General features: G+C 69.6%; 20 protein-coding genes. 9 read left to right on the forward strand and 11 right to left on the reverse strand.

The window, feature by feature from the left end; genetic code table 11:
- Window positions 1–95: 95 nt before the first annotated feature.
- The 3 genes from ACSQ9E_RS28255 (at window position 96) to ubiM (ending at window position 2,989) form a co-directional block, all read left to right on the forward strand.
- Complete coding sequence (locus tag ACSQ9E_RS28255) at window positions 96–995, forward strand: alpha/beta fold hydrolase (protein ID WP_057266778.1); 900 nt, start codon at window positions 96–98, stop codon at window positions 993–995.
- Between the two features lie 223 nt (window positions 996–1,218).
- Window positions 1,219–1,644 (forward strand): hypothetical protein, encoded by a 426-nt coding sequence (locus ACSQ9E_RS28260; RefSeq protein WP_436219761.1) that lies wholly within the window; start codon window positions 1,219–1,221, stop codon window positions 1,642–1,644.
- Window positions 1,645–1,717: 73 nt separating this feature from the next.
- Window positions 1,718–2,989, forward strand: coding sequence for a 5-demethoxyubiquinol-8 5-hydroxylase UbiM (gene ubiM, locus ACSQ9E_RS28265; protein WP_436219762.1), 1,272 nt, complete (start codon window positions 1,718–1,720; stop codon window positions 2,987–2,989).
- Here the strand turns inward: ubiM and ACSQ9E_RS28270 are convergent.
- Window positions 2,986–3,729 (reverse strand): zf-TFIIB domain-containing protein, encoded by a 744-nt coding sequence (locus ACSQ9E_RS28270; RefSeq protein WP_428002884.1) that lies wholly within the window; start codon window positions 3,727–3,729, stop codon window positions 2,986–2,988. The two genes, ubiM and ACSQ9E_RS28270, sit on opposite strands and share 4 nt — an antisense overlap.
- Before the next feature lie 161 nt (window positions 3,730–3,890).
- On the opposite strand from ACSQ9E_RS28270, the gene ACSQ9E_RS28275 reads away from it, so the two are divergent.
- On the forward strand, window positions 3,891–4,316 hold the full coding sequence (locus ACSQ9E_RS28275; RefSeq protein WP_057266781.1) for a hotdog fold thioesterase: 426 nt from the start codon (window positions 3,891–3,893) through the stop codon (window positions 4,314–4,316).
- 11 nt (window positions 4,317–4,327) lie between these two features.
- On the opposite strand, the gene ACSQ9E_RS28280 is transcribed toward ACSQ9E_RS28275, so the two are convergent.
- The 5 genes from ACSQ9E_RS28280 to ACSQ9E_RS28300 form a co-directional block, all read right to left on the reverse strand.
- Entirely contained in the window at window positions 4,328–5,917 is a 1,590-nt protein-coding gene (locus ACSQ9E_RS28280; RefSeq protein ID WP_436219763.1) for a gamma-glutamyltransferase family protein, read from the reverse strand.
- Window positions 5,918–5,957: 40 nt separating this feature from the next.
- Window positions 5,958–6,347: an oxalurate catabolism protein HpxZ gene (gene hpxZ / locus ACSQ9E_RS28285; protein ID WP_057200330.1), complete on the reverse strand. Its 390-nt coding sequence runs from the start codon at window positions 6,345–6,347 to the stop codon at window positions 5,958–5,960.
- A 10-nt stretch (window positions 6,348–6,357) separates the two neighbouring features.
- Window positions 6,358–8,895, reverse strand: coding sequence for a branched-chain amino acid ABC transporter ATP-binding protein/permease (locus tag ACSQ9E_RS28290; protein WP_436219764.1), 2,538 nt, complete (start codon window positions 8,893–8,895; stop codon window positions 6,358–6,360).
- 17 nt (window positions 8,896–8,912) lie between these two features.
- The gene (locus tag ACSQ9E_RS28295) at window positions 8,913–9,791 is read right to left on the reverse strand and encodes a branched-chain amino acid ABC transporter permease (RefSeq protein ID WP_428002886.1); all 879 of its coding nucleotides are present in this window, start codon (window positions 9,789–9,791) and stop codon (window positions 8,913–8,915) included.
- 75 nt (window positions 9,792–9,866) lie between these two features.
- On the reverse strand, window positions 9,867–11,060 hold the full coding sequence (locus ACSQ9E_RS28300) for an ABC transporter substrate-binding protein (RefSeq protein WP_057266784.1): 1,194 nt from the start codon (window positions 11,058–11,060) through the stop codon (window positions 9,867–9,869).
- Between the two features lie 267 nt (window positions 11,061–11,327).
- Here ACSQ9E_RS28300 and ACSQ9E_RS28305 point away from each other — a divergent pair, with 267 nt between their 5' ends.
- The 4 genes from ACSQ9E_RS28305 to ACSQ9E_RS28320 all read left to right on the forward strand — a co-directional run bounded on the left by ACSQ9E_RS28305 (window position 11,328) and on the right by ACSQ9E_RS28320 (window position 14,805).
- The gene (locus ACSQ9E_RS28305; protein ID WP_057200333.1) at window positions 11,328–11,777 is read left to right on the forward strand and encodes a hypothetical protein; all 450 of its coding nucleotides are present in this window, start codon (window positions 11,328–11,330) and stop codon (window positions 11,775–11,777) included.
- On the forward strand, window positions 11,774–12,688 hold the full coding sequence (locus ACSQ9E_RS28310; RefSeq protein ID WP_200961069.1) for a polysaccharide deacetylase family protein: 915 nt from the start codon (window positions 11,774–11,776) through the stop codon (window positions 12,686–12,688). Before ACSQ9E_RS28305 ends, ACSQ9E_RS28310 begins: the two co-directional genes overlap by 4 nt.
- A 10-nt stretch (window positions 12,689–12,698) precedes the next feature.
- Window positions 12,699–13,922: an amidase gene (locus ACSQ9E_RS28315; RefSeq protein WP_436219765.1), complete on the forward strand. Its 1,224-nt coding sequence runs from the start codon at window positions 12,699–12,701 to the stop codon at window positions 13,920–13,922.
- 73 nt (window positions 13,923–13,995) lie between these two features.
- The gene (locus tag ACSQ9E_RS28320) at window positions 13,996–14,805 is read left to right on the forward strand and encodes a GntR family transcriptional regulator (RefSeq protein WP_436219766.1); all 810 of its coding nucleotides are present in this window, start codon (window positions 13,996–13,998) and stop codon (window positions 14,803–14,805) included.
- A gap of 25 nt (window positions 14,806–14,830) precedes the next feature.
- Here the strand turns inward: ACSQ9E_RS28320 and ACSQ9E_RS28325 are convergent, their stop codons facing one another.
- Both ACSQ9E_RS28325 and ACSQ9E_RS28330 read right to left on the reverse strand, forming a co-directional pair.
- The gene (locus ACSQ9E_RS28325) at window positions 14,831–15,403 is read right to left on the reverse strand and encodes a cob(I)yrinic acid a,c-diamide adenosyltransferase (protein ID WP_057200336.1); all 573 of its coding nucleotides are present in this window, start codon (window positions 15,401–15,403) and stop codon (window positions 14,831–14,833) included.
- Window positions 15,404–15,736: 333 nt separating this feature from the next.
- The gene (locus ACSQ9E_RS28330) at window positions 15,737–16,183 is read right to left on the reverse strand and encodes a hypothetical protein (RefSeq protein WP_057200337.1); all 447 of its coding nucleotides are present in this window, start codon (window positions 16,181–16,183) and stop codon (window positions 15,737–15,739) included.
- Between the two features lie 272 nt (window positions 16,184–16,455).
- On the opposite strand from ACSQ9E_RS28330, the gene ACSQ9E_RS28335 reads away from it, so the two are divergent.
- A complete protein-coding gene (locus ACSQ9E_RS28335; RefSeq protein WP_436176314.1) occupies window positions 16,456–16,917 on the forward strand; it encodes a hypothetical protein in 462 nt (153 codons plus the stop codon).
- Between the two features lie 63 nt (window positions 16,918–16,980).
- Here the strand turns inward: ACSQ9E_RS28335 and ACSQ9E_RS28340 are convergent, their stop codons facing one another.
- From ACSQ9E_RS28340 to ACSQ9E_RS28350, 3 genes are read right to left on the reverse strand one after another with little or no spacing between them, the layout of a single operon-like run.
- Entirely contained in the window at window positions 16,981–17,778 is a 798-nt protein-coding gene (locus tag ACSQ9E_RS28340) for an amino acid ABC transporter ATP-binding protein (RefSeq protein WP_436219767.1), read from the reverse strand.
- Window positions 17,762–18,415, reverse strand: a complete 654-nt coding sequence (locus tag ACSQ9E_RS28345) for an amino acid ABC transporter permease (protein WP_057200340.1) — start codon at window positions 18,413–18,415, stop codon at window positions 17,762–17,764. The genes ACSQ9E_RS28340 and ACSQ9E_RS28345 overlap by 17 nt, the downstream gene beginning before the upstream one ends.
- 6 nt (window positions 18,416–18,421) lie before the next feature.
- Window positions 18,422–19,096, reverse strand: coding sequence for an amino acid ABC transporter permease (locus ACSQ9E_RS28350; RefSeq protein WP_057266792.1), 675 nt, complete (start codon window positions 19,094–19,096; stop codon window positions 18,422–18,424).
- Window positions 19,097–19,159: the final 63 nt, after the last annotated feature.

A 19,159-nucleotide genomic window follows, 5' to 3' on the forward strand; every position in this document is an offset into this window, starting at 1 on the left:
GGCACTTGACGGCCTTCCGCGCAGCAACCGCGACTGGGTCTTCTACTGACCCGCCGCCGGCCGCCCACCCCTTCCACTTGTCCCGGAGCCCCACCATGAGCCAATCCACTGCCCTGCAGGCCACCTCGAACTTCTACGGCGCGCATGCCGGCATGCGCCTGGTGCGCCTGGCACTGGGCACGGCGCAGCGCCTGTGGCCCCGGCTTGCCGTGCGCAGCGCCTACCGCCTCTTCGGCACGCCCCTGCCCTTGCGCAAGAGCGGCCACCGGGCCCCGCCCGCCGCAGGCTGGCAAGCAGAGCGCTGGCCTTTCGAGGATGCGGAGATCACGCTCTACACCCGCAGCAACCTGTCCGCCGATGGCCCGGTGGTGTTGCTGTCCCACGGCTGGGGCGGGCACGCGCGGCACATGCTGGCCCTGGCCGAGGCCCTGGCTGCGCGCGGCATGCGCCCCGTGCTGGTGGACCTGCCCGCCCACGGCGGCAGCCGGGGGCGGGTGAGCAACTTGCCGCAGTTTGCCCGCGCCATCGAGTACGCCACGGCGCGCCTACAGGCCCGGGGCGACACGCTGGCTGCCGTCGTGGCGCACTCGCTGGCGGCGAACGCAGCGGCCCATGCGGCGAGCCGGGGCCTGCCCGCCGCCCGCCTGGTGCTGCTGGCACCGCCGGCATCGCCGCGCGAGTACACCCGGCTGTTCGCGCAGGTGTTCGGCCTGACCGAGACCACGCGCGCCGCCATGGAGCGGCACATCGAGGCGCGCGAAGGCATCCTCATGCCCCAGTTCGAACCCCAGGCCGTGGGGCCACGCATCGCCCTGCCCACGCTTGTCGTGCACGACCGGGGCGACCGCATCAACCGCTTTGCCGATGGCGAGGCCTACCGCGACCACATCGCGGGCGCGCAGCTGCTGGCCACCGACGGGCTGGGCCACCGCAAGCTGTTGCAGGACGAGGCCGTGCTGCGCGCCGTGGCGGATTTCATACGGAAGACCCCCTGAGTCGCTTCGCGCCTTCCCCCTGAAAGGGGACGCCCCCAGCGCAAGCGCTGGATACGCCGCCTCCGCGGCGGGGCGGCCCTTGCGCGGGGGCACTGGCCTTGGCCACGCCAGTACCGTGCGTTGCGGGTTATACGACGCACCATGAAAAACCGATAGGACCCGGCCTGCAGGCCTATGATCGGTAGCCTGTTCCTGCCGACCCGAATTCCCGATGCCCCTGCTCATGTCTGCCTGGCCCATCCTGGTCTGGGTGTTGCTCGCCCTGGTCGTGCTGTCCGCCCTCTTCTTCCTGGCCAAGGGCGACCGACGGGCCTTTGCGCAACTGCTGGGCCTGGTGGCCTGCTTCCTGATCGGCGCGCTGCTCATGGAGTTCATGCTCTTCATGGCGGCACGCATGTCGCGTACGGGCGGTGTGCAGGGCACTCCAGTGCTGGGCGACGGAACGCGCCAGCTGCTGCAGACCATCGCCAACCCGCGCTCCATCACGGCGCCGCCGCTGTCCCTGGCTGCCGTGGCCGCGTATTCCGTGCCGCTGTCCTGCCTGTGGCTGGCGGTGACCTGGGTGCTGCACCTGCGCGGCGGCAGCAAATCGGGTGCTGGCAAGAAGAAAAAGCCGGCCAAGGCATCCGGCAAATCCCGCAAGGCTTGACCCAGGGCAAAGCCCCTTCTGGCACGGGGGCAGCACAATGGGCACGCATCCACAGCGGATGCGTCCTAGTGCCATGACTTCCCGAAGTGACGTTCTCATCGTGGGCGGCGGCCCCGCCGGGCTTTCGCTCGCCATTGCCCTGGCGCAGGCCGGCTTCAGCACCACGGTAGTGGAGCAGCAGCCAGAGGCAGCGCTGGCCAACCCGGCGCCCGATGGCCGCGAGATCGCACTCACCCACCCCAGCGTGGCCACCTTGCAGCGCCTGGGCACCTGGGCCGGCCTGCAGGCGCATGAGCGTGGGGAGATCCGCGAGGCGCAGGTGCACGATGGCCCGCTCGGCCGCCACGGCCCCCTGCAGCTGCACACCGGCGGCGCGCAGGCCCTGGGTGCCATCGTCTCCAACCACGCGCTGCGGCGCACGGCCCATGCAGTGGCGGCGCGCACGGCGGGCGTGCACATCCTCAGCGGCGCGCAGGTGCACCGGGTCGCCACCAATGTCGACCATGCCGAACTCCACTGCACGCTGGCCCCGGCCGAGGGCACGGGCGCCTCGCAAACGCTGCAGCTGCGCGCACCCCTGCTGGTGGCGGCCGACAGCCGCTTTTCGGCCACGCGCCGCCAGCTGGGCATCGGCGCGGACATCACCGACTTCGGCCGCACGGTCATCGTCTGCCGCATGCGCCATGCCCTGCCCCATGGCGGCACGGCCCACGAATGCTTTGGCTACGAGCGCACGCTGGCGATCCTGCCCCTGCCCGACGGCCCGGATGGCCAGCCCGTGTGCTCGGTGGTGGTCACGGCCGGGGCCGCCGATGCCGCTGCCCTGATGGCCTTGTCGCCCGAGGCCTTTGCCGTGCAGGTGCAGGCCCAGTTCAACCAACGGCTGGGACCGATGGCACTGGAGGGCCAGCGCCATGCCTACCCGCTGGTCGGCGTGTATGCCCGGCGCTTTGCCGGGCCGCGCTGCGCGCTGCTCGGCGATGCGGCCGTGGGCATGCACCCGGTGACGGCACATGGCTTCAACCTGGGGCTTGCGGGCGTGGAGCGTCTGGTCGGCGCTCTGGTCGCAGGCCGCCACCTGGGCCACGACCCGGGCCACGGGGCCGCGCTGGCCCGCTATGCCAGCGCCCACCACCGCCATGCCTGGCCGATATACCAGGGCACGAATGCCATCGTGCGGCTGTACACCGATGCCCGGCCCGTGCCGCGCCTGCTGCGCCAGGGCGTGCTGCAGCTGGCTCGGCGCCTGCCGCCGCTGCAGGCGGCCATCGTGGGGCAGCTCACCGGGCGCATGGGCGCTTTCGCTGCCGCACCGCAACGGACTGGGCTGCGGCCCTGGGACTAAGAGCTCAGCATGCCCCAGACGAGGGCCACCCCGGCGACGAGCAGATCGCCGGTGACGCCAGCGTCGGACGCATTGGCGCTGGTGAAGCGCTCTTTCTGCCGCTCGCGCTCGGCGCGCGTGCGGTCGCGCTCCAGCGACACCAGTGCGTCCGCCAGATCGGTGCGCTGGGGCGGGTGCAGTTGGGCGGCGCGCTGACCGGCCTGGGCATAGCCCTCCAGCGCGCGTTGCACGGCCTCGGGGTCGATGAGCGAGAACGCGGCGCGGCAGTAGGGGCAGGCGTGGTCTTTGCGGATGTCCACCGGCGAGCCGCAGCCCGTGCAGTAGATGGCACCCACGCGCTTGGCGAGGTCTGCCACCTCGGGCTTGGTCATGTGGCGCACGAAGCCCTTCTCCACCATGAAGGACGAGAAGGTGCTGAAGCGGCCATGCTGGCTGGCGCAGCGGTAGAGTACGTAGCGGCCACTGCGCACCAGGTCGAAGCCGTGTGCCAGCGGGCGCACACAGCGCGGGCAGGCCAGGCTGTTCTGCAAGGGGCGCCGCTCGTCCGAGCGGTGCTCGTGCAGCAGCTTGAACAGCTCCACCACGGCCGCCGGCGCGAGCTTGAGGTTCTCGTGGCGGTCGAACCAGATGCCCTGGCAGGCAAAGCACAGGTCGAGCGTCTGCACGCCACCCTGGTTGGTGGCGAACTGGTGCGCCTCCATGGGCTGGCGGCAGGAGGGGCAAGAGGGAAGGTGCTGCATGGACGAAGGAAAGCCGGCGGGAATGCAGCCATGGTAGCGCGCGGGCTGGCGGACCCTCAGGCGACGCAACCCGCAGCCGAGGACGCCGAACCGAAGCACAATGGCGTGTTGCCAACCCGACAGGCGCCTGACGGCGCCCTCTGCGAGAGAAGAGATCAACGATGCCTGCCATCTGGAAAAAACCCATCACCATCGAATCGCTCACCCACCACAGCCTGCGCACCGCTGTGCCGCACCTGGGGATCGAGTTCCTGGAAGTCGGCGACGACTTCGTGCGTGGCCGCGTGCCCGTGGACGAGCGCACGCACCAGCCCTACGGCCTGCTGCATGGCGGCGTGAGCGTGGTGCTGGCCGAAACCCTGGGCTCGGTGGGCGCCGCCCACTCCTGCCCCGAGGGCTACCGCGCCGTGGGCCTGGATATCAACGCCAACCACCTGCGCTCCACCCAGAGCGGCTGGGTGACGGGCACGGCCCGCCCGGTGCACATCGGCCGCACCACGCATGTGTGGCAGATCGACATGGTCAACGACGCGGGCGAGATGACCTGCGTGTCGCGCATCACCATGGCGATCCTGGCGCCGCGCTGAGGCAATACGGCCTAAACGGCCGCGCAGACCCCGTCGGCGCGCGGATCGGTCGCGCCCTCGATGCGCCCATCGGGGTGGAACGCCACCGCCCCGGCATGGCCCATCATGTCCTCGAAGGCACCCACCATCTGCACGTCGTGGCCGGCGGCGCGCAGCCGCTCCACCAGGGCCGGGTCGGCGCGCGATTCGAGCTTGAGGTTGGTGGAGTTGTCCCCCCAGGTGCGGCCCAGCAGCCAGCGTGGCGCGGTCACTGCGGCCTGCATGTCCTGGCCGAAGAGCACATGGCGCGTGAACACCGCCGCCTGGGTCTGCGGCTGGCCTTCGCCGCCCATGGTGCCGTAGGCCAGCACGCGCCCATCCTTGAGGTGCGCCAGCGCCGGATTGAGGGTGTGGAACGGCAGGCGCCCGGGTGCGAGCTGGTTGGGCCCCGCGCCCAGCGTGAACGAGGCGCCGCGGTTCTGCCAGTGCAGCCCCGTCTCGGGCAGCACGCTGCCGCTGCCGAACTCCCAATAGATGCTCTGGATGTAGCTGACCACGTTGCCCTGGGCATCGGCGGCGCCCATCCACACCGTGTCGCCGGGCTCCGTGGGCTCGGGCCAGGGCGCGGCGCGGGCCTTGTCGATGCGTGCGCCCTCGGCGTCGAGCGAATCGGCCTGCAGGAAGGCCGCCGGGTCGGCGCGCATGTACGCCGGGTCGCCCACGTGCTTGTTGCGCCAGGCAAAGGCGCGCTTGGTGGATTCGACCAGGCCGTGCACATGGTCGAAGCCCTCGGCCTGGCCCACTCCCAGGCGGTCGAACAGGCCCAGGATGGCCAGCGACGAGACGCCCTGCGTGGGCGGCGGCTGGTTGAAGACGCGGCCGGCCGACAACTGCACCGACAGCGGTGCCACCTGCTGGGCGTGCCAGCCCTCCAGGTCGGCCAGCGCCAGCGGGCTGCCCAGGGCCTGCAGGTCGCGCGCCATGCTGCGCGCCAGGTCGCCGCGGTAGAAGTCGTGCAGCCCGGCCTCGGCCAGGCGCTGCAGCGTGGCTGCGGTGCGCGGCTGGCGCAAGGTATCACCCCGGTGCGGTTGCCCCTCGGGCGCGAAAGCGGCGGCGAAACCGGGCACATGCTCCAACTCGGCCCACTTGGCGCGGGTCAGTTCGACCTGCGAGGTGGTGATGGGCACGCCCTCGCGCGCATGGCGCATGGCGTCTTCGAGCAGGCGTGCCAGCGGCAGGGGCTTGCCGCCCCAGGCGCGGGCCACTTCCAGCGCCTCGGCCCAGCCGCCGATGGCCCCGGCCACGGTGAGCGCCGCGCGCGGCCCGCGCGTGGGGATGGCCGCGTCGCCGTGCGCCTGGTAGAAGGCGGCATCCGCCGCCTGGGCCGCGCCACCGCAGGCGCGCACCGCCACCGGGGCCGCCGTGCCGGGCGTGTGGATGAGCCAGAAGCCATCGCCACCCAGGCCGTTCATGTGCGGGTAGACCACGGCGATGGCGGCGGCTGCCGCGACCATGGCCTCCACCGCATTGCCGCCTTCGCGCAGCACGGCGGCGCCGGCCTGTGCGGCCAGGTGGTGGGGGGCGGTGACCATGCCACCGCGGCTTTGCAGGCTGTGCAACATCGGAAATGTCTCCTGGGGTTGGTTCTTCTTGGAGCGAATGCTAGTCCATCAATGACACGTGGGCCGCCACCACGCACCAGCCCTGGCCGGGCATGCGCACCCAGGTCTGCTGCTGGCGGCCCGTGCGCGCGCTGCCTTCGCGCGTGAACTCGGTGCTGGCGGTGGCAAAGTCGCGCCCGTAGGTGGTGAGGGTGGTGTTGCGCAGCGTTCGCGCCAGGCCGGCCGCCGGACGGCCGCTGCGGAAGGCGCGGATTGCATCAATGCCGTAGAGGCATTCCGTGGCGCCGTAGCGCACGGTGTGCGGGCTGTGGAAGAACAGCGCATCGAGCACCTCCACTTCGTTGTGGACCAGGGCATGCTCGTAGCGCGCAAAGGCAGCCGTGACCTCGGCGAGGACATAGGGCAAGTTGATGGTGGTGTTGGTGTCCATGGCGCTCAGTTCAATGCCCACCGCCGAGGTAGGCCCGGGTCAGGGCATCGTTGGCGGCGATCTCCGCCGCCGTGCCCTGGGCCACCACACGCCCGCCTTCGAGCACATAGGCCCGATCGGCCAGCGAGAGCGCCAGCGCGGCCATCTGGTCCACCAGCACCAGGGTCATGGATTCATCGCGCAGGCGCGCCAGCGAGGCGAACAGCTCTTCGATGACCTTGGGCGCCAGGCCCAGCGAGGGCTCGTCGAGCAGCAGCACGCGCGGGCGGCTCATGAGGGCGCGGGCGATGGCCAGCATCTGCTGCTCGCCGCCCGAGAGCAGGCCGGCGCGCTGGTGCAGCCGCTCGCGCAGGCGCGGAAAGCGCTGCAGCATCTCCTCCACCCGGGCCTCGCGGCCCTCGGGGTGGAGGAAGGCGCCCAGGCGGATGTTGTCGAGCACCGAGAGTTCGGGGAACACCTGGCGCCCTTCGGGCACCAGCACCAGGCCGCGCGCCACGATCTGCTCGGCGCGCAGCGGGCCCAACTCCACGCCGTCCATGTGGATGCCGCCCGACAGCGGCCGGTGCAGGCCTGCCAGGGTGCGCATCAACGTGGACTTGCCCGCGCCGTTGGCGCCCAGCAGGGCCACCATCTCGCCCTGGCGCACACGCAGGTCCACGGCGTGCAGCACGGGCTCGGCACCATAGCCGGTGGTGAGCCGGCCCACGCCCAGCACTTCGGGGGCATCGGCCAGCAGGGCACGCGCTGCGGCGGCATGCACCGCCACCGCACCGCCTGCGCCATCACCCAGGTAGGCCTTGCGCACGGCGGGGTGGGCCTGCACCTCGGCCGGCGTGCCCTCGGCCAGGTGGCGGCCCGACTCCATCACCACCACATGGTCCGACAGGCCCATCACCAGCGCCATGTCGTGCTCCACCAGCAGCACGCCCACGCCCTGGTCGGCAATGCGGCGCAGCAGGGCGGAGAGCTGGTCCTTGTCCTCCGTCGACAGGCCTGCGGCCGGTTCGTCGAGCAGCAGCACCTCGGGCCGCATGGCCAGTGCGCGGGCAATCTCCACCAGGCGCCGGTCGACGTGCGCCAGGTCGGCAGCCGGCACCTGCACGGCGCCCCGGTAGCCGCACCAGGCCAGCAGGGCGCGTGCCTGGTCCCGGGCACCGGGCGAGCATACGCGGCCATCGCCCAGCAACGGGCCCAGGCCACCGCGTGCCAGCGCCAGGGCCACGTTGTCGAGGACGCTCAGCGAGCCGAAGAGCTGCGAGGTCTGGTAGCTGCGCGCCACACCGGCCCGGGCGATGCGCCAGGCGCCCCGACCCTGCAAGGGCTCATCGCCCAATAGCGCGCCGCCACTGGTGGGCGTGTAGAAACCGCTGAGCATGTTGAGCACCGTGCTCTTGCCCGCGCCGTTGGGCCCGATCAGGCTGGTGACGGCGCCGGGCCGCACGGCAAAGGACAGCTCACTCACCGCGCGCACCCCGCCGAACACCATGGACAGGCCTTGTGCGCTCAGCGCACGGCCGCCCTCAGGCTTCAGGACCGGCAGAGAGCCGCCTGGGGCAGCGCCAGCTTCGGCACTGGCGGGCATGCTGCGGCGCAGGCGCGCGAACAGGCCCACCAGGCCCTGCGGCGCCACCCACAGCACCACCAGCAACAGCGCGCCAAAGAACAGCAGGCGGTACTCCTCCAGGCTGGACAGCAGCTCGGGCAGCAGGCCCACGATGACCGCGCCCACCAGCGGCCCGGCGATGCTGCCGGCGCCGCCGATCATCACCACCAGCACGAACAGGATGGACTGCAGGAAGGAGAAGCTGTGTGGCGTGACGAAGCCCGACAGCGGCGCATACAGCCCGCCCGCCAGCCCCGCGAGCAGGGCCGACACCGCAAACGCCACGGTCTTCACGACCAGCGGATTCAGGCCGATGGACTCGGCCGCCGTCTCCGAGTCGCGCACCGCGCGCAGCGCGGCGCCCCAGGCGCCACGCGAGAGCCGCACATAGGCCAGCAGCGCCACCGCCACGGCCACGATGGCCAGCACGGCAATGGCGCGCTCGCCACGCAGCGCATCGATGCCCAGTGCCGGCGCGGCAATGCCCATGATGCCGTTCTGCCCGCCGGTGAGCTCGCGCATCTCCACCGCGCTGTGCTCCACGATCAGGCCGAAGGCAATCGTCACCATGGCCAGGTACGGGCCTTTGACGCGCAGCGCCGGCAGGGCGAGCAGTGCGCCCATGGCGCCCGCCAGCACGGCAGCCACCGGCCATGCGGCCCAGAAGCTCCAGCCCGCCTTGGTGGTGAGGATGGCCACCGCATAGGCGCCGATGGCGTAGAAGCCCACGTGCCCGAACGAGACCTGGCCCGACAGGCCGAGCAGCACGTTCAGGCCGATACCGACCAGCGCCAGCAGCGCCACGTTGGCCAGCACGAAGACGTAATAGCCATTGACCTGCGTGGCCAGCGCCAGGCCCGCGGCCACGCCCAGCGAAGTGAGTACGAGCAGGGTGGGCATGGCCAGTCCGCGCGCGGACGAAGGAAGGGAAGGTGCGTTCTGCATGGAGGAGAAAATCGTCTTCATACCTTGCGCACCAGGGCACGCCCGAAGAGCCCGTTGGGCCGCACGGCCAGCGCCACGATGACGAGCGAGAAAGTGAGGATCTGCGTGTAGCCCGAGCCCAGCGTGGAGGTGATCAGCGCCTCGGCCACACCGAACAGCAGGCCCGCAGCCATGACGCCCCAGGCGCTGCCGATACCGCCCAGGATGGCGACCGCAAAGGCCTTGAGGCCGAACAGCGTGCCCATGTCGGACTGCACGTTCACTAGCGGCGCGATGAGCACGCCCGCCACGCCGGCGAACACGGCCGACAGCGCGAACGCCGCCGACACCACCCGCCCGATGGGGATGCCCATGAGCCGGGCCGCATCGCGGTTCTGCACCACGGCCAGCATGGCCGTGCCCCAGCGCGTGCGCCGCGCCACGAAATGCAGCACGGCGGCCAGCACCAGGCCGATGGCCGGGATGATGAGCTGCAGCGGGTACACACCCAGGCCGATGTCGCCCAGCGTCATCGGTGCCTGGGCCAGCGGCGACGGCAGGCTGCGCGGCTCCTTGCCGAAGGTGAACATGGCCAGGTTGTCGACCACGATGCCCAGCGCCACCGTGGCCATGAGCCAGGCGTCGGAGCCCCGGCGCGCGAAGGGGCGCACGGCGAAGAATTCCACGGCCAGGCCGTAGAGCGCGCACAGCAGCAGCGCCAGCAATACCGCCAGCGCCATGGGCCAGCCCAGCACCATGGCAAAGCCGTAGGTGAGCACGGCGCCCAGCATCATGGAACTGCCCTGGGCGAAGTTCACGGTGCCGGAAACGACGAAGGTGACGTGAAAGCCCAGGGCCATCAGCCCGTACATGCTGCCCAGGCCGATGCCGCTGATGAGGGCGGAGAGAAAAAGCATCGTGGTGATCGAAGTAGTGAAAGTGCAGGGAAGCCCCGCACCCCTGCGGGCGCGGGACTGCATGGCGTGGCTTGCTTACTTTTCGAGGCCCACCGGCAGGATGCGGTTGCCTATGAACTGCGCCCAGACATAGTCGTTTTCGCTCAGCGCGTCATGGTTGCCTTCGCTGAAGGGCTTGTCGTAGCCCTTGATCAGTCCGTCGTATTTGCCGATCTTGTAGAAGCCCTGGCGCACGGCGTCGCCCTCGGTGCTGCCGGCCTGGGTGATGGCCAGCGCCGCCAGCTGCATGGCGTCGTAGGCGTTGGCCACGCCCACGGCGGGGGTGATGTTGTCGGGGCCCTTGATCTCGGGGTACTTGGCCTTGAGGGCTGCCAGCACCTTCTCGCCCACCGGGCCCTGCTTGCCGAAGAAGCTGTAGGTCTGCACGAAGTGCACGTTCTTGGCATTCGCACCGGCCAGTTCGGTGAAGCGGCCACCCGCAGGGCCCCAGTGCGAGACGATGGGCACCTGCCAGCCCATGCGGTCGAGCGACTTGACCACCTGGGCCGAAGGGCCCACGTTGCCGACCAGGAACAGCGCGTCGGCGCCGGCGGCCTTCAGGCGCGTGAGCTGGGGCACCACGTCCACGTCGCTGTCCCCAAACTTCTCGATGCCGGCGGCTTTCATGCCCTTGGCGGTGAGCGCTGCGGTCAGGCCCTTCTCGTTGGACTCGCCCCAGGGGTTGTTCACCAGGATCATGCCGGGGTTCTTGGCATTGAAGGTCTTTTGCGCATAGGCCAACATGCCGCGGTCGACGATCTCGTCCACGGCGGAGACGCGGAACGCGAAGTTGGGCTTGGCGCCGTTCTTGGTCACCGGCGTGCCTGCGGCCCAGGGTCCCATGAAGGGCACCTTCTCCTGGTTGGCCAGCTGCACGATGGCAATGGAGACCGGCGTGTCCAGCCCGCCGAAGAGCACGGCCACCTTTTCCTTGTAGATCAGTTCGCGCGCGGCCGTCACGCCCTTGGCGGGGTTGGCCTCGTCGTCGCGGCGCACCAGTTCGAGCTTGCGGCCGCCGAGCAGGCCGCCCTTGGCGTTGATCTCCTCGATGGCAATGGTCAGGCCGCGCGTGATGGCGTCCCCCGCCAGCGCCGATTGACCCGAGAGCGCCGTGACCAAGCCGACCTTGATGGGCTCGGCGGCATGGGCAGCGCTCAGGGCGCCCATGGCGGCCCAGGCAGCGGTGGCGAGCGTGGCGACGGCAAAGCGGCGGCGGGTGGTGAAAGGCATGGCGGTTCTCCTGCAGTGGCGGGTGGACGGGGATGAACGGATCGGTGGGCGGGTGTCGGTCCGCCTCGGGAGGCTCCACCAGCAAGCAACGTGCCAATGTCAACAAACACCAATATCTATTGGTAACTTTATTGATATGTCATTGTCGACAATCTGGCACACGCTTTGCTGACAATAAAAACCAAAGGCAGTTCACCGCGTTCCGCCCCATTCCGAAGCAGCCCCCGCAATATTTCGCACTCCGGTGGTGCGATCAGGAGCACCAACATGCAGCAGCAAGCACACACCCCACCCACCCAGGATGCCGGCGCCACCGTCGAAGAGTTCCTGCGCCTGGTGATGATTCCGGACCCCGTGGCTGCGAGCCGCTTCGTCGCACCCGGCCTGGTCATCCGCTTCACCGGCGGGCGCCCAATGCGCCAGCCGGCCGAGTGCAGCGCCTTCAACGCCACGCGCTATGCCTGGGTGAAAAAGAAGTTCGAGAGCACCGACGTCGTGGCCGGCGCCACGCACGAAGAGGCCGTGGTCTACAACACGGGCACGCTCTACGGCGCCTGGCCCGATGGCACGCCGTTCGAGGGCAACCGCTATGTGGACCGCTACGTGCTGCAGCGCGGCCTGATCGTGCGGATGGACGTGTGGAACGACAGCGCCGAATGGCTGCTGGTGCGTGCCGGCCTGGCCGCGCCCTGGCCGACCGAAGGTGCCGGCGCATGATCACCAGCATCTACGGCGATGGCCCCCTGCCAGGCCACGGGCGCTTCGGCTACAGCCCTATCACCCGCCGCCCCGACTACACCTGGCCGAACGGCGCGCGCCTGGCGGTGTACCTGGGCTTCAACCTGGAGCACTTCGCCTTCGGCGGGGGCCTGGGTGCGCGCATCGGCCCGGCATCGCCCGAGCCCGACGTGCTCAACTACAGCTGGCGCGAGTACGGCAACCGCGTGGGGGCCTGGCGCTGCCTGGAGCTGTTCGACCAGTTGGCCCTGCCGGCCGGCTGCATCCTGAACACCGCGCTGTACGACCACTGCCCGGAGTTGCTTGCAGCCTGTGCGGCACGGGGCGACGAGCTGATCGGCCACGGCCACACCAATTCGGAGCGCCAGGGCGACTTCGCCGAAGCCGAGGAGGCCGCGCTGCTGGCCGCCTGCCGCGAACGCATCGCACAGGCCGGCGGTGGCGCGCCTACGGGCTGGCTCTCGCCCTGGATCTCCGAGAGCCCCACCACGCCCGACCTGCTGGCCGAGGCAGGCTACCGCTACACCCTGAACTGGGCGCACGATGACCAGCCCGTGCCGATGCGCACGCGCAGCGGCCAGCGGCTGTGGTCGATTCCCTACCCGCAGGAGCTCAACGACATCCCGATGATCGTTGCGCGCCAACTCGACGGCAAGGATTTCGCGCAGATGATTGTCGACAATTTCGACGAGATGCTGCAGCAATCGGCTACGCAGCCATTGGTGATGGGCATCGCCCTGCACCCCTATCTCGTGGGCCAGCCCTACCGGCTGCGGCATCTGCGCCGCGCGCTGGAGCATGTGGCTCGTGCGCGCGATGCCGGTGCCGTCTGGTTCACCACGCCCGGCGCCATTTGCGCGCACGTGGATGCCCTGTTCCCTTCTGCCTGAGCCCCGCCCCATGCACCACCCCATCGCCTCCCCCGGCCTGCCCTTCACCGACACCGTCCATGCCTGGGTGCCCCACGGCCATTTCGTGATCGAAGGGGCGCCCGGCGGCCCCGTGGCCGGCCTGCGCTTTGCCGCCAAGGACGTGTTCGACGTGGCCGGCCACCCAACGGGCGCCGGCAACCCCGCCTGGCTGGCCAGCCACCCGGTGCCCACGCGCCACAGCGCGCTGGTGCAACAGCTGCTCGACGCCGGGGCCACGCTGTGCGGCAAGGTCATTTCGGACGAGCTGGCCTACAGCATCCACGGCCACAACCTGCACTACGGCATGCCGCTCAACAGCGCCGCGCCCGACCGCATCCCCGGGGGCTCGTCGAGCGGATCGGTCGCGGCAGTGGCCGCGCGGCTGGTGGACTTTGCGCTGGGCACCGACACGGGTGGATCCACCCGCGTGCCAGCCAGCTACTGCGGCGTGTGGGGGCTGCGCACCACGCATGGCCTGGTGTCGCGCGAAGGCCTGGTGCCGCTGCACGACAGCTTCGACACGGCGACCTGGTTCGCGCACGATGCCGGCGCCTTCGAACGTGTGGCCCAGGCACTGCTGCCTGCCACCTCCTTCGCGGCGGCGCGCGCCGTCGTGCTGCAGGACGCGGCCGCCGAGGCCGACGCCGAGGTGGCCGCACTGCTGCCCCGCGTGGGGGAAGTGCTCGCCAGAATCCTGCCCCAGGGGGCGGGCGCGGCAACGGCAACCCAGGGCAGTTCGCTGGAGGACTGGCGCCGCCACTACGTGGCCTGGGGCGCCCATGAGGCCTGGCAGGCCCATGGAGACTGGATCAGCAGCCACACGCCGAGCTTCGAGGATGCCATTGCCGGCCGCTGGCAGGCAGCATCGCAGGTCACGGCCGAGGCCGCCGGGGCTGCGCGGGCCTCAGGCCAGGCCGCCCGCGCCCAGGTGCGTGCGCTAGTCGGCAGCGATAGGGTGCTGGTTGTGCCCTCGGCCGCCAGCGTGGCACCGCTGCGCAGTGCGGGGGGTGCCGAGATCGACGCCATCCGCGCGCGCACGCTGCGCATCTGCTGCATTGCCGGGCTGGCCGGGCTGCCGCAGGTGAGCCTGCCGCTGGCCACGGCCCGTGGCCTGCCGGCGGGGGTGTCGCTGATCGGCCCGGCCGGCAGCGACCTGGCCCTGGTGCGCCTGGCGGTACAGGTCTGGCAGGCGCTGCAGGACGGCGGGCTCTGAAGGCGCGACAATGGGGGCAACAACATCCGCCGGACCGCGCGACGACAGACAGCAGGCATTCCGGGCGAACACCATGGCCACCAAGACAACTCCCCGCGCCGGCGCCAAGCCGCTGCGGGCCACTACCTCGACCCAACTCCCTGCGGCAGTGCCGCTCAAGGCGGCCGCGCAACTGCAGGAAAGCGACCTGCCCGGCCTGCCGGGCCTGCGCAAGGGCGACGACGTGGAAACACGCATCTACAACACGGTGTACGAGAGCGTGATGACCCAGCGCCTGACGCCCGGCACAAAGCTGCCCGAGGCCTCGCTGTGCGAGCTGTTCGACGTGCGCCGCGCCACCGTGCGCAAGGTGCTGCAGGCGCTGGCGCACGACCACATCGTGGACCTGCGCCCCAACCGCGGTGCCATCGTCGCCGAGCCCACGCCCGAAGAGACGCGCCAGGTGTTCGAGGCACGCCGCGCGCTCGAAGGCTCCATCGTGCGCCTGGCCACGCGCCATGCGACGCGCGAGGACATCGCCTCGCTGCGCCAGCAGCTTGCGCAGGAACACGACGCCATGCACCGCTTCACGCAGCCCGCCTGGGCACGGCTGGCCAGTGCCTTCCACCTGCGACTGGCCGAGCTGGCACGCAACCCGGTGCTGCAGCGCTACCTGATGGAGCTGGTCTCGCGCTGCTCGCTGATCGTGGCGCTGTACGAGCCACCCGGCAAGGCCTCGTGCGAGCACGAAGAGCATGAACGCGTGGTGGATCTCATCGCCCAGGGCGACGCCGACGGTGCGGCGCGCGAGATGGAAGCGCATCTGCTGGCGCTGGAGCACAGCATCACGCTGCAACAGGAACGCAGCGACAACAATTTGGCGCGCATGCTGGGTATGGCCTGAGGCCTCCGCAAGATATCCGCGGTGATCAGTTGTCGGCGGCCTGTGATCGGGCCAGCCGCTCGCTCTGCCAGTACACGTCGTCGCCGCCATCCATGCGGTTGAGCACGCGGGCGAGCACGAACATCAGGTCCGACAGGCGGTTGAGGTACTGGCGCGGCGCGTCGTTCAAGGTTTCTTCGCTGCCCAGGCCCACCACCACACGCTCGGCGCGCCGGGCCACGGTGCGGCAGACATGGGCCTGTGACGCGGCTCGGGTGCCTGCGGGCAAGATGAACTCCTGCAAACGTGGCAGTGATGCGTTGTAGTGCGCCAGCGCTTCGTCCAGCTGCAGCACGGCCTCGGGCTTGAGCAGTTCGTAGCCGGGGATGGACAGCTCGCCGCCCAGGTTGAACAGCTGGTGCTGCACCTGCACGAGCAGGCTGCGCACATCATCCGGCAAGGGTTCGCACAGCAGCAGGCCGATGTGGGAGTTGAGCTCGTCCACATCGCCCATGGCATGGATACGGGTGCTGTTCTTGGAGACGCGCTGGTCGTTGCCCAGCCCGGTGGTGCCGGCATCGCCCGTGCGAGTGGCGATGGCGGTGAGTCGATTGCCCATGGAGGCCTCCTGTGCGCAGCGTCTGCAGAAGTCCGGCAACGCTGTTTCGTTGAATGGGGATTGCCATCGCAGGTGCAGGACACCCTTCTCGACAGCCATGCGCCGCATTGTCATTCATCGCCGCACATTGGCGCCTGAACCCATGGGAAAAGGCAGAAGCGGAAACGGCAAATGCAGTTCATGCCCACCATGCCCCTGAAAGGCAGGTGTCACGTCACTGCATGGAGAAAGAAGGTGCGGGTAGTGCGCCACCCGCCGGACGGGGCCGGTGGGCGGCACCCGCACCAGGGCGAGTGCCAGCCGCACCGGATTCATCTGCCGCGATGGCGGCGATCACTGGACCGTGGCGCGGCGGTTGGCAGCGTCGATCTCGGCAGTGGAGACCAGGCCGTTCTTGGCGCTGGACTGCATGCCGGCCCATGCGTCAGCATGGTAGCGATCCCACTCGGCGCGCGAGACCATGCCGTCGCCGTTGGCGTCCATCAGGCGGGCGTTGGTCTTCTTCTCAGCGTTGGCTGCTGCCTTGCCGCCGGCAGCGGTAGCATCGATTTCAGGGGCGGGAGCACCCTTGCCCATGCCAGCAGCGGGGTTGGCTACGGCGGCCGACGAGTTGGCCTTCTTGTTGTCGACCTTGTTCTGTGCAGAGGTGGCGGCTGCGCCACCCGATGCGGACGGGCTCACTTCGGCAGGGGTCTTGCCCACGCCAGCGGGGGCCTGTGCCAGCGCGGCACTGCAGGCGAGAACGGCCAGGGAAGCGATGAGGGTGTGCTTGGTAGTCATTGGAGAGTCCTTGTCAGAAGAAGAGCGTTGAGTGCTCTGGGTCCATTGTTCAAGCGATCCGTGATCCGGCCTGTAGGACTTGCGCAGGGACTGGCGTGGGACTTCAAGCGCCCGCGCGGCGCTAGGTCGCAGCGCATTCGGCCGGGCGTCCTACACCAAGAGTTACACCGGGCAGGCAAATGTAGGCCCAGGCAACAGCCGGCAAAATGGCTGGCTGCCCACAGCCATCTGCGGTGCAATGGTGGCCTGTTCAACTTCGGAGCTCAGCACCCATGAAGACCCCAACGACCGTGAACACCCCATCGCGCAAAGCGGCCCACCCCTTCGATGCCAGCAGCGCCCTGCTGTTTGCCGTGCTTTCCATCGGTTCTTTCACTGCGGCGTCCACAGCCCATGCGCAGAACACCACCAACAACCCACCGCTGACCGCGCCGGCCAACAGCACCCGGCCTGCGACACCGAGCCTGGGGGTGACCCCGCCCATCCCGCACAGCGCCACGACCCCATCGCCCGCCCTGGCACCCCAACTCGGCGGCACGGCCAACTCCACCCAACAGGTGCAGAACTCGCAGGCCGGCGTTGCCTTCTCGCGTGCAGACGCCAACCGCGATGGCCAGCTGAGCCCGCAAGAGGCCGTGATGCTGCCGGCCATCAGCCAGAAGTTCGAGGCCCTGGACCGCAACAAGGACAAGTTCCTGTCGCTCGAAGAGTTTGCCCTGGCCGCCAAGTCCTGATCGACCCCACCTCCCCATTCATCCCAAAAGCACGCTGCGGCGTGCTTCTTTTTTGCCCGCCAATCAGTCGTGCAGCGACGAGAGGAACTGCTGCAGCTCGGGCGTCTTCGGGCTGCCGAAGAGTTCGGCCGGTGTGCCGGTCTCATGCACGCGGCCCTGGTGCATGAAGACCACGCGGTCGCCCACCTTGCGCGCGAACGCCATCTCGTGCGTGACCATCATCAGCGTCATGCCTTCGAGCGCCAGCGACTCCACCACGCGCAGCACTTCGCCCACCAGTTCCGGGTCCAGCGCCGAGGTGATCTCGTCGCACAGCAGCACCTGCGGCTCCATGGCCAGGGCGCGGGCAATCGCCACGCGCTGCTGCTGCCCGCCCGAGAGTTGGTCGGGCATGGCGTCGAACTTCTCGGCCAGGCCCACGCGTTCGAGCAGCTTGCGCGCCTGCTCGGCCGCGGCCTTGGCGTCGCGCGCCTTGACCAGCGTGGGCGCCAGCATGATGTTGCGGCCCACGGAGAGGTGCGGGAACAGGTTGAAGTTCTGGAAGATCATGCCCACCTGCTGGCGCAGCGCGCGCATGGCGGTGGGGCTTTCGTGCATGAGCTTCTGGCCGTTGACGCTGAGCGCACCCTCCTGGAACACCTCCAGGCCATTGATGCACCGCAGCAGCGTGCTCTTGCCCGAGCCGCTCTTGCCGATGATGGCGATCACCTCGCCGCGCTGCACCTTCAGATCGATGCCCTTGAGCACCTCGTTCGTGCCGTAGGACTTGCGCAGCGCCGTGATGTCCACGATGGGGCGGCCCGGCAGCACATCGGCAGGGGCTGCGGTGGCAAGGGTGGTGGTGTCAGTGCCGGTTGCCATGGAGTTTCCTTTCAAGGGACTGCGCCACCAGGCTCACCGGGAAGCACAGCGCAAAGTACATGAGGGCCACGCAGGCGTAGACCAGGAAGGGCTTGTAGGTGGCGTTGGAGATCATGCTGCCGGCCTTGGTCAGCTCCACGAAGCCGATCACCGAGGCCAGCGCCGTGCCCTTGATCACCTGCACCAGAAAGCCCACCGTGGGCGGCACCGCGATGCGCAGCGCCTGCGGCAGCACCACATGGCGCAGCTGCTCGCGGAAGTTGAGCGCCAGGCTCTGCGCGGCCTCCCACTGCCCCTTGGGGATGGACTCCACGCAGCCGCGCCAGATCTCGGTGAGGTAGGCGCTGGTGTAGAGCGTGAGCGCAAAGGCCGCCGCTGTCCACGGCGAGGTCTTGATGCCGAACAGCGCGATGCCGAAGTAGGCCAGGAACAGCTGCATCAGCAACGGCGTGCCCTGGAAGACCTGAACATAGGCGCTGATGGCCCGCTGCGCACCGCGCAGCTTGGACAGGCGCAGCACCAGCAGCGCCATGCCGACGAGGCCGCCACCAATGAAGGCGATCAGCGAGAGGCTCACCGTCCAGCGCGCGGCGCCCAGCAGGTTGCGCAGGATGTCCCAGATCGAAAACTCAACCATGGCGGATTACCTCCCCACGAGGAAACGCGCGCCCACCCATACCAGCAGGCGCCGGGTGAGCATGGACAGCGCCAGGTACACGATGGTGGCCACGATGAAGGCCTCGAACGCGCGGAAGGTGTTGCTGGAGATCAGATTGGCGGCGTAGCTCAGCTCCGGCGTGGAGATCTGCCCGCACACAGCCGAGCCCAGCATGACGATGATGATCTGGCTCACCATCGAGGGCCACACCTTCTGCAGTGCGGGCGGCAGCACCACCCGGCGGAAGGTCTGGCCGGGGGTGAGCGCCAGGCTGGCGGCGGCCTCCACCTGGCCGCGCGGCGTGGCCTCGATGCCGGCGCGGATGATCTCGGACGAGTAGGCGCCGAGGTTGATCACCATGGCCAGCACCGACGCGAGCTCGGGAGAGAGCTTGAGCCCCAGCGCCGGCAGCCCGAAGAACAGGAAGAACAGCTGCACGATGAACGGCGTGTTGCGCACCAGCTCCACGTACGCGGCCACCACCCAGCGCAGCGCCGCCGGGCGCGGACCCAGGTTGCGCGAGCGCGCCCAGGCGCAGGCCGTGCCCAGCAGCAAGCCCAGCACCGTGCCCACCACGGTGAGCCCTATCGTCCAGGCCACGCCGCGCAACAGTAGAGGCCACTGCGAGAAAACGGCAGAGAAATCCAGTTGGATGAGCATGGTGTGCCTACCCCGCCGCGCTCATCGCGCGGCAGGCCTGTGCAGGAAGGAGTCTATGGAATG

This window comes from Acidovorax sp. LjRoot118 (assembly GCF_964253575.1).
GTDB lineage: Bacteria > Pseudomonadota > Gammaproteobacteria > Burkholderiales > Burkholderiaceae_C > Acidovorax.

Excerpts from the sequence above, each read along its gene's own strand:
- ubiM (WP_436219762.1), top strand. The coding sequence starts at position 1,718 with ATGACTTCCCGAAGTGACGTTCTCATCGTGGGCGGCGGCCCCGCCGGG.
- ACSQ9E_RS28310 (WP_200961069.1), top strand. The coding sequence starts at position 11,774 with ATGATCACCAGCATCTACGGCGATGGCCCCCTGCCAGGCCACGGGCGC.
- ACSQ9E_RS28300 (WP_057266784.1), bottom strand. The coding sequence starts at position 11,060 with ATGCCTTTCACCACCCGCCGCCGCTTTGCCGTCGCCACGCTCGCCACC.
- ACSQ9E_RS28275 (WP_057266781.1), top strand. The coding sequence starts at position 3,891 with ATGCCTGCCATCTGGAAAAAACCCATCACCATCGAATCGCTCACCCAC.
- ACSQ9E_RS28255 (WP_057266778.1), top strand. The coding sequence starts at position 96 with ATGAGCCAATCCACTGCCCTGCAGGCCACCTCGAACTTCTACGGCGCG.
- ACSQ9E_RS28270 (WP_428002884.1), bottom strand. The coding sequence starts at position 3,729 with ATGCAGCACCTTCCCTCTTGCCCCTCCTGCCGCCAGCCCATGGAGGCG.
- ACSQ9E_RS28325 (WP_057200336.1), bottom strand. The coding sequence starts at position 15,403 with ATGGGCAATCGACTCACCGCCATCGCCACTCGCACGGGCGATGCCGGC.
- hpxZ (WP_057200330.1), bottom strand. The coding sequence starts at position 6,347 with ATGGACACCAACACCACCATCAACTTGCCCTATGTCCTCGCCGAGGTC.
- ACSQ9E_RS28320 (WP_436219766.1), top strand. The coding sequence starts at position 13,996 with ATGGCCACCAAGACAACTCCCCGCGCCGGCGCCAAGCCGCTGCGGGCC.
- ACSQ9E_RS28260 (WP_436219761.1), top strand. The coding sequence starts at position 1,219 with ATGTCTGCCTGGCCCATCCTGGTCTGGGTGTTGCTCGCCCTGGTCGTG.
- ACSQ9E_RS28315 (WP_436219765.1), top strand. The coding sequence starts at position 12,699 with ATGCACCACCCCATCGCCTCCCCCGGCCTGCCCTTCACCGACACCGTC.
- ACSQ9E_RS28290 (WP_436219764.1), bottom strand. The coding sequence starts at position 8,895 with ATGCAGAACGCACCTTCCCTTCCTTCGTCCGCGCGCGGACTGGCCATG.
- ACSQ9E_RS28330 (WP_057200337.1), bottom strand. The coding sequence starts at position 16,183 with ATGACTACCAAGCACACCCTCATCGCTTCCCTGGCCGTTCTCGCCTGC.
- ACSQ9E_RS28280 (WP_436219763.1), bottom strand. The coding sequence starts at position 5,917 with ATGTTGCACAGCCTGCAAAGCCGCGGTGGCATGGTCACCGCCCCCCAC.
- ACSQ9E_RS28350 (WP_057266792.1), bottom strand. The coding sequence starts at position 19,096 with ATGCTCATCCAACTGGATTTCTCTGCCGTTTTCTCGCAGTGGCCTCTA.
- ACSQ9E_RS28295 (WP_428002886.1), bottom strand. The coding sequence starts at position 9,791 with ATGCTTTTTCTCTCCGCCCTCATCAGCGGCATCGGCCTGGGCAGCATG.
- ACSQ9E_RS28305 (WP_057200333.1), top strand. The coding sequence starts at position 11,328 with ATGCAGCAGCAAGCACACACCCCACCCACCCAGGATGCCGGCGCCACC.
- ACSQ9E_RS28345 (WP_057200340.1), bottom strand. The coding sequence starts at position 18,415 with ATGGTTGAGTTTTCGATCTGGGACATCCTGCGCAACCTGCTGGGCGCC.
- ACSQ9E_RS28335 (WP_436176314.1), top strand. The coding sequence starts at position 16,456 with ATGAAGACCCCAACGACCGTGAACACCCCATCGCGCAAAGCGGCCCAC.
- ACSQ9E_RS28340 (WP_436219767.1), bottom strand. The coding sequence starts at position 17,778 with ATGGCAACCGGCACTGACACCACCACCCTTGCCACCGCAGCCCCTGCC.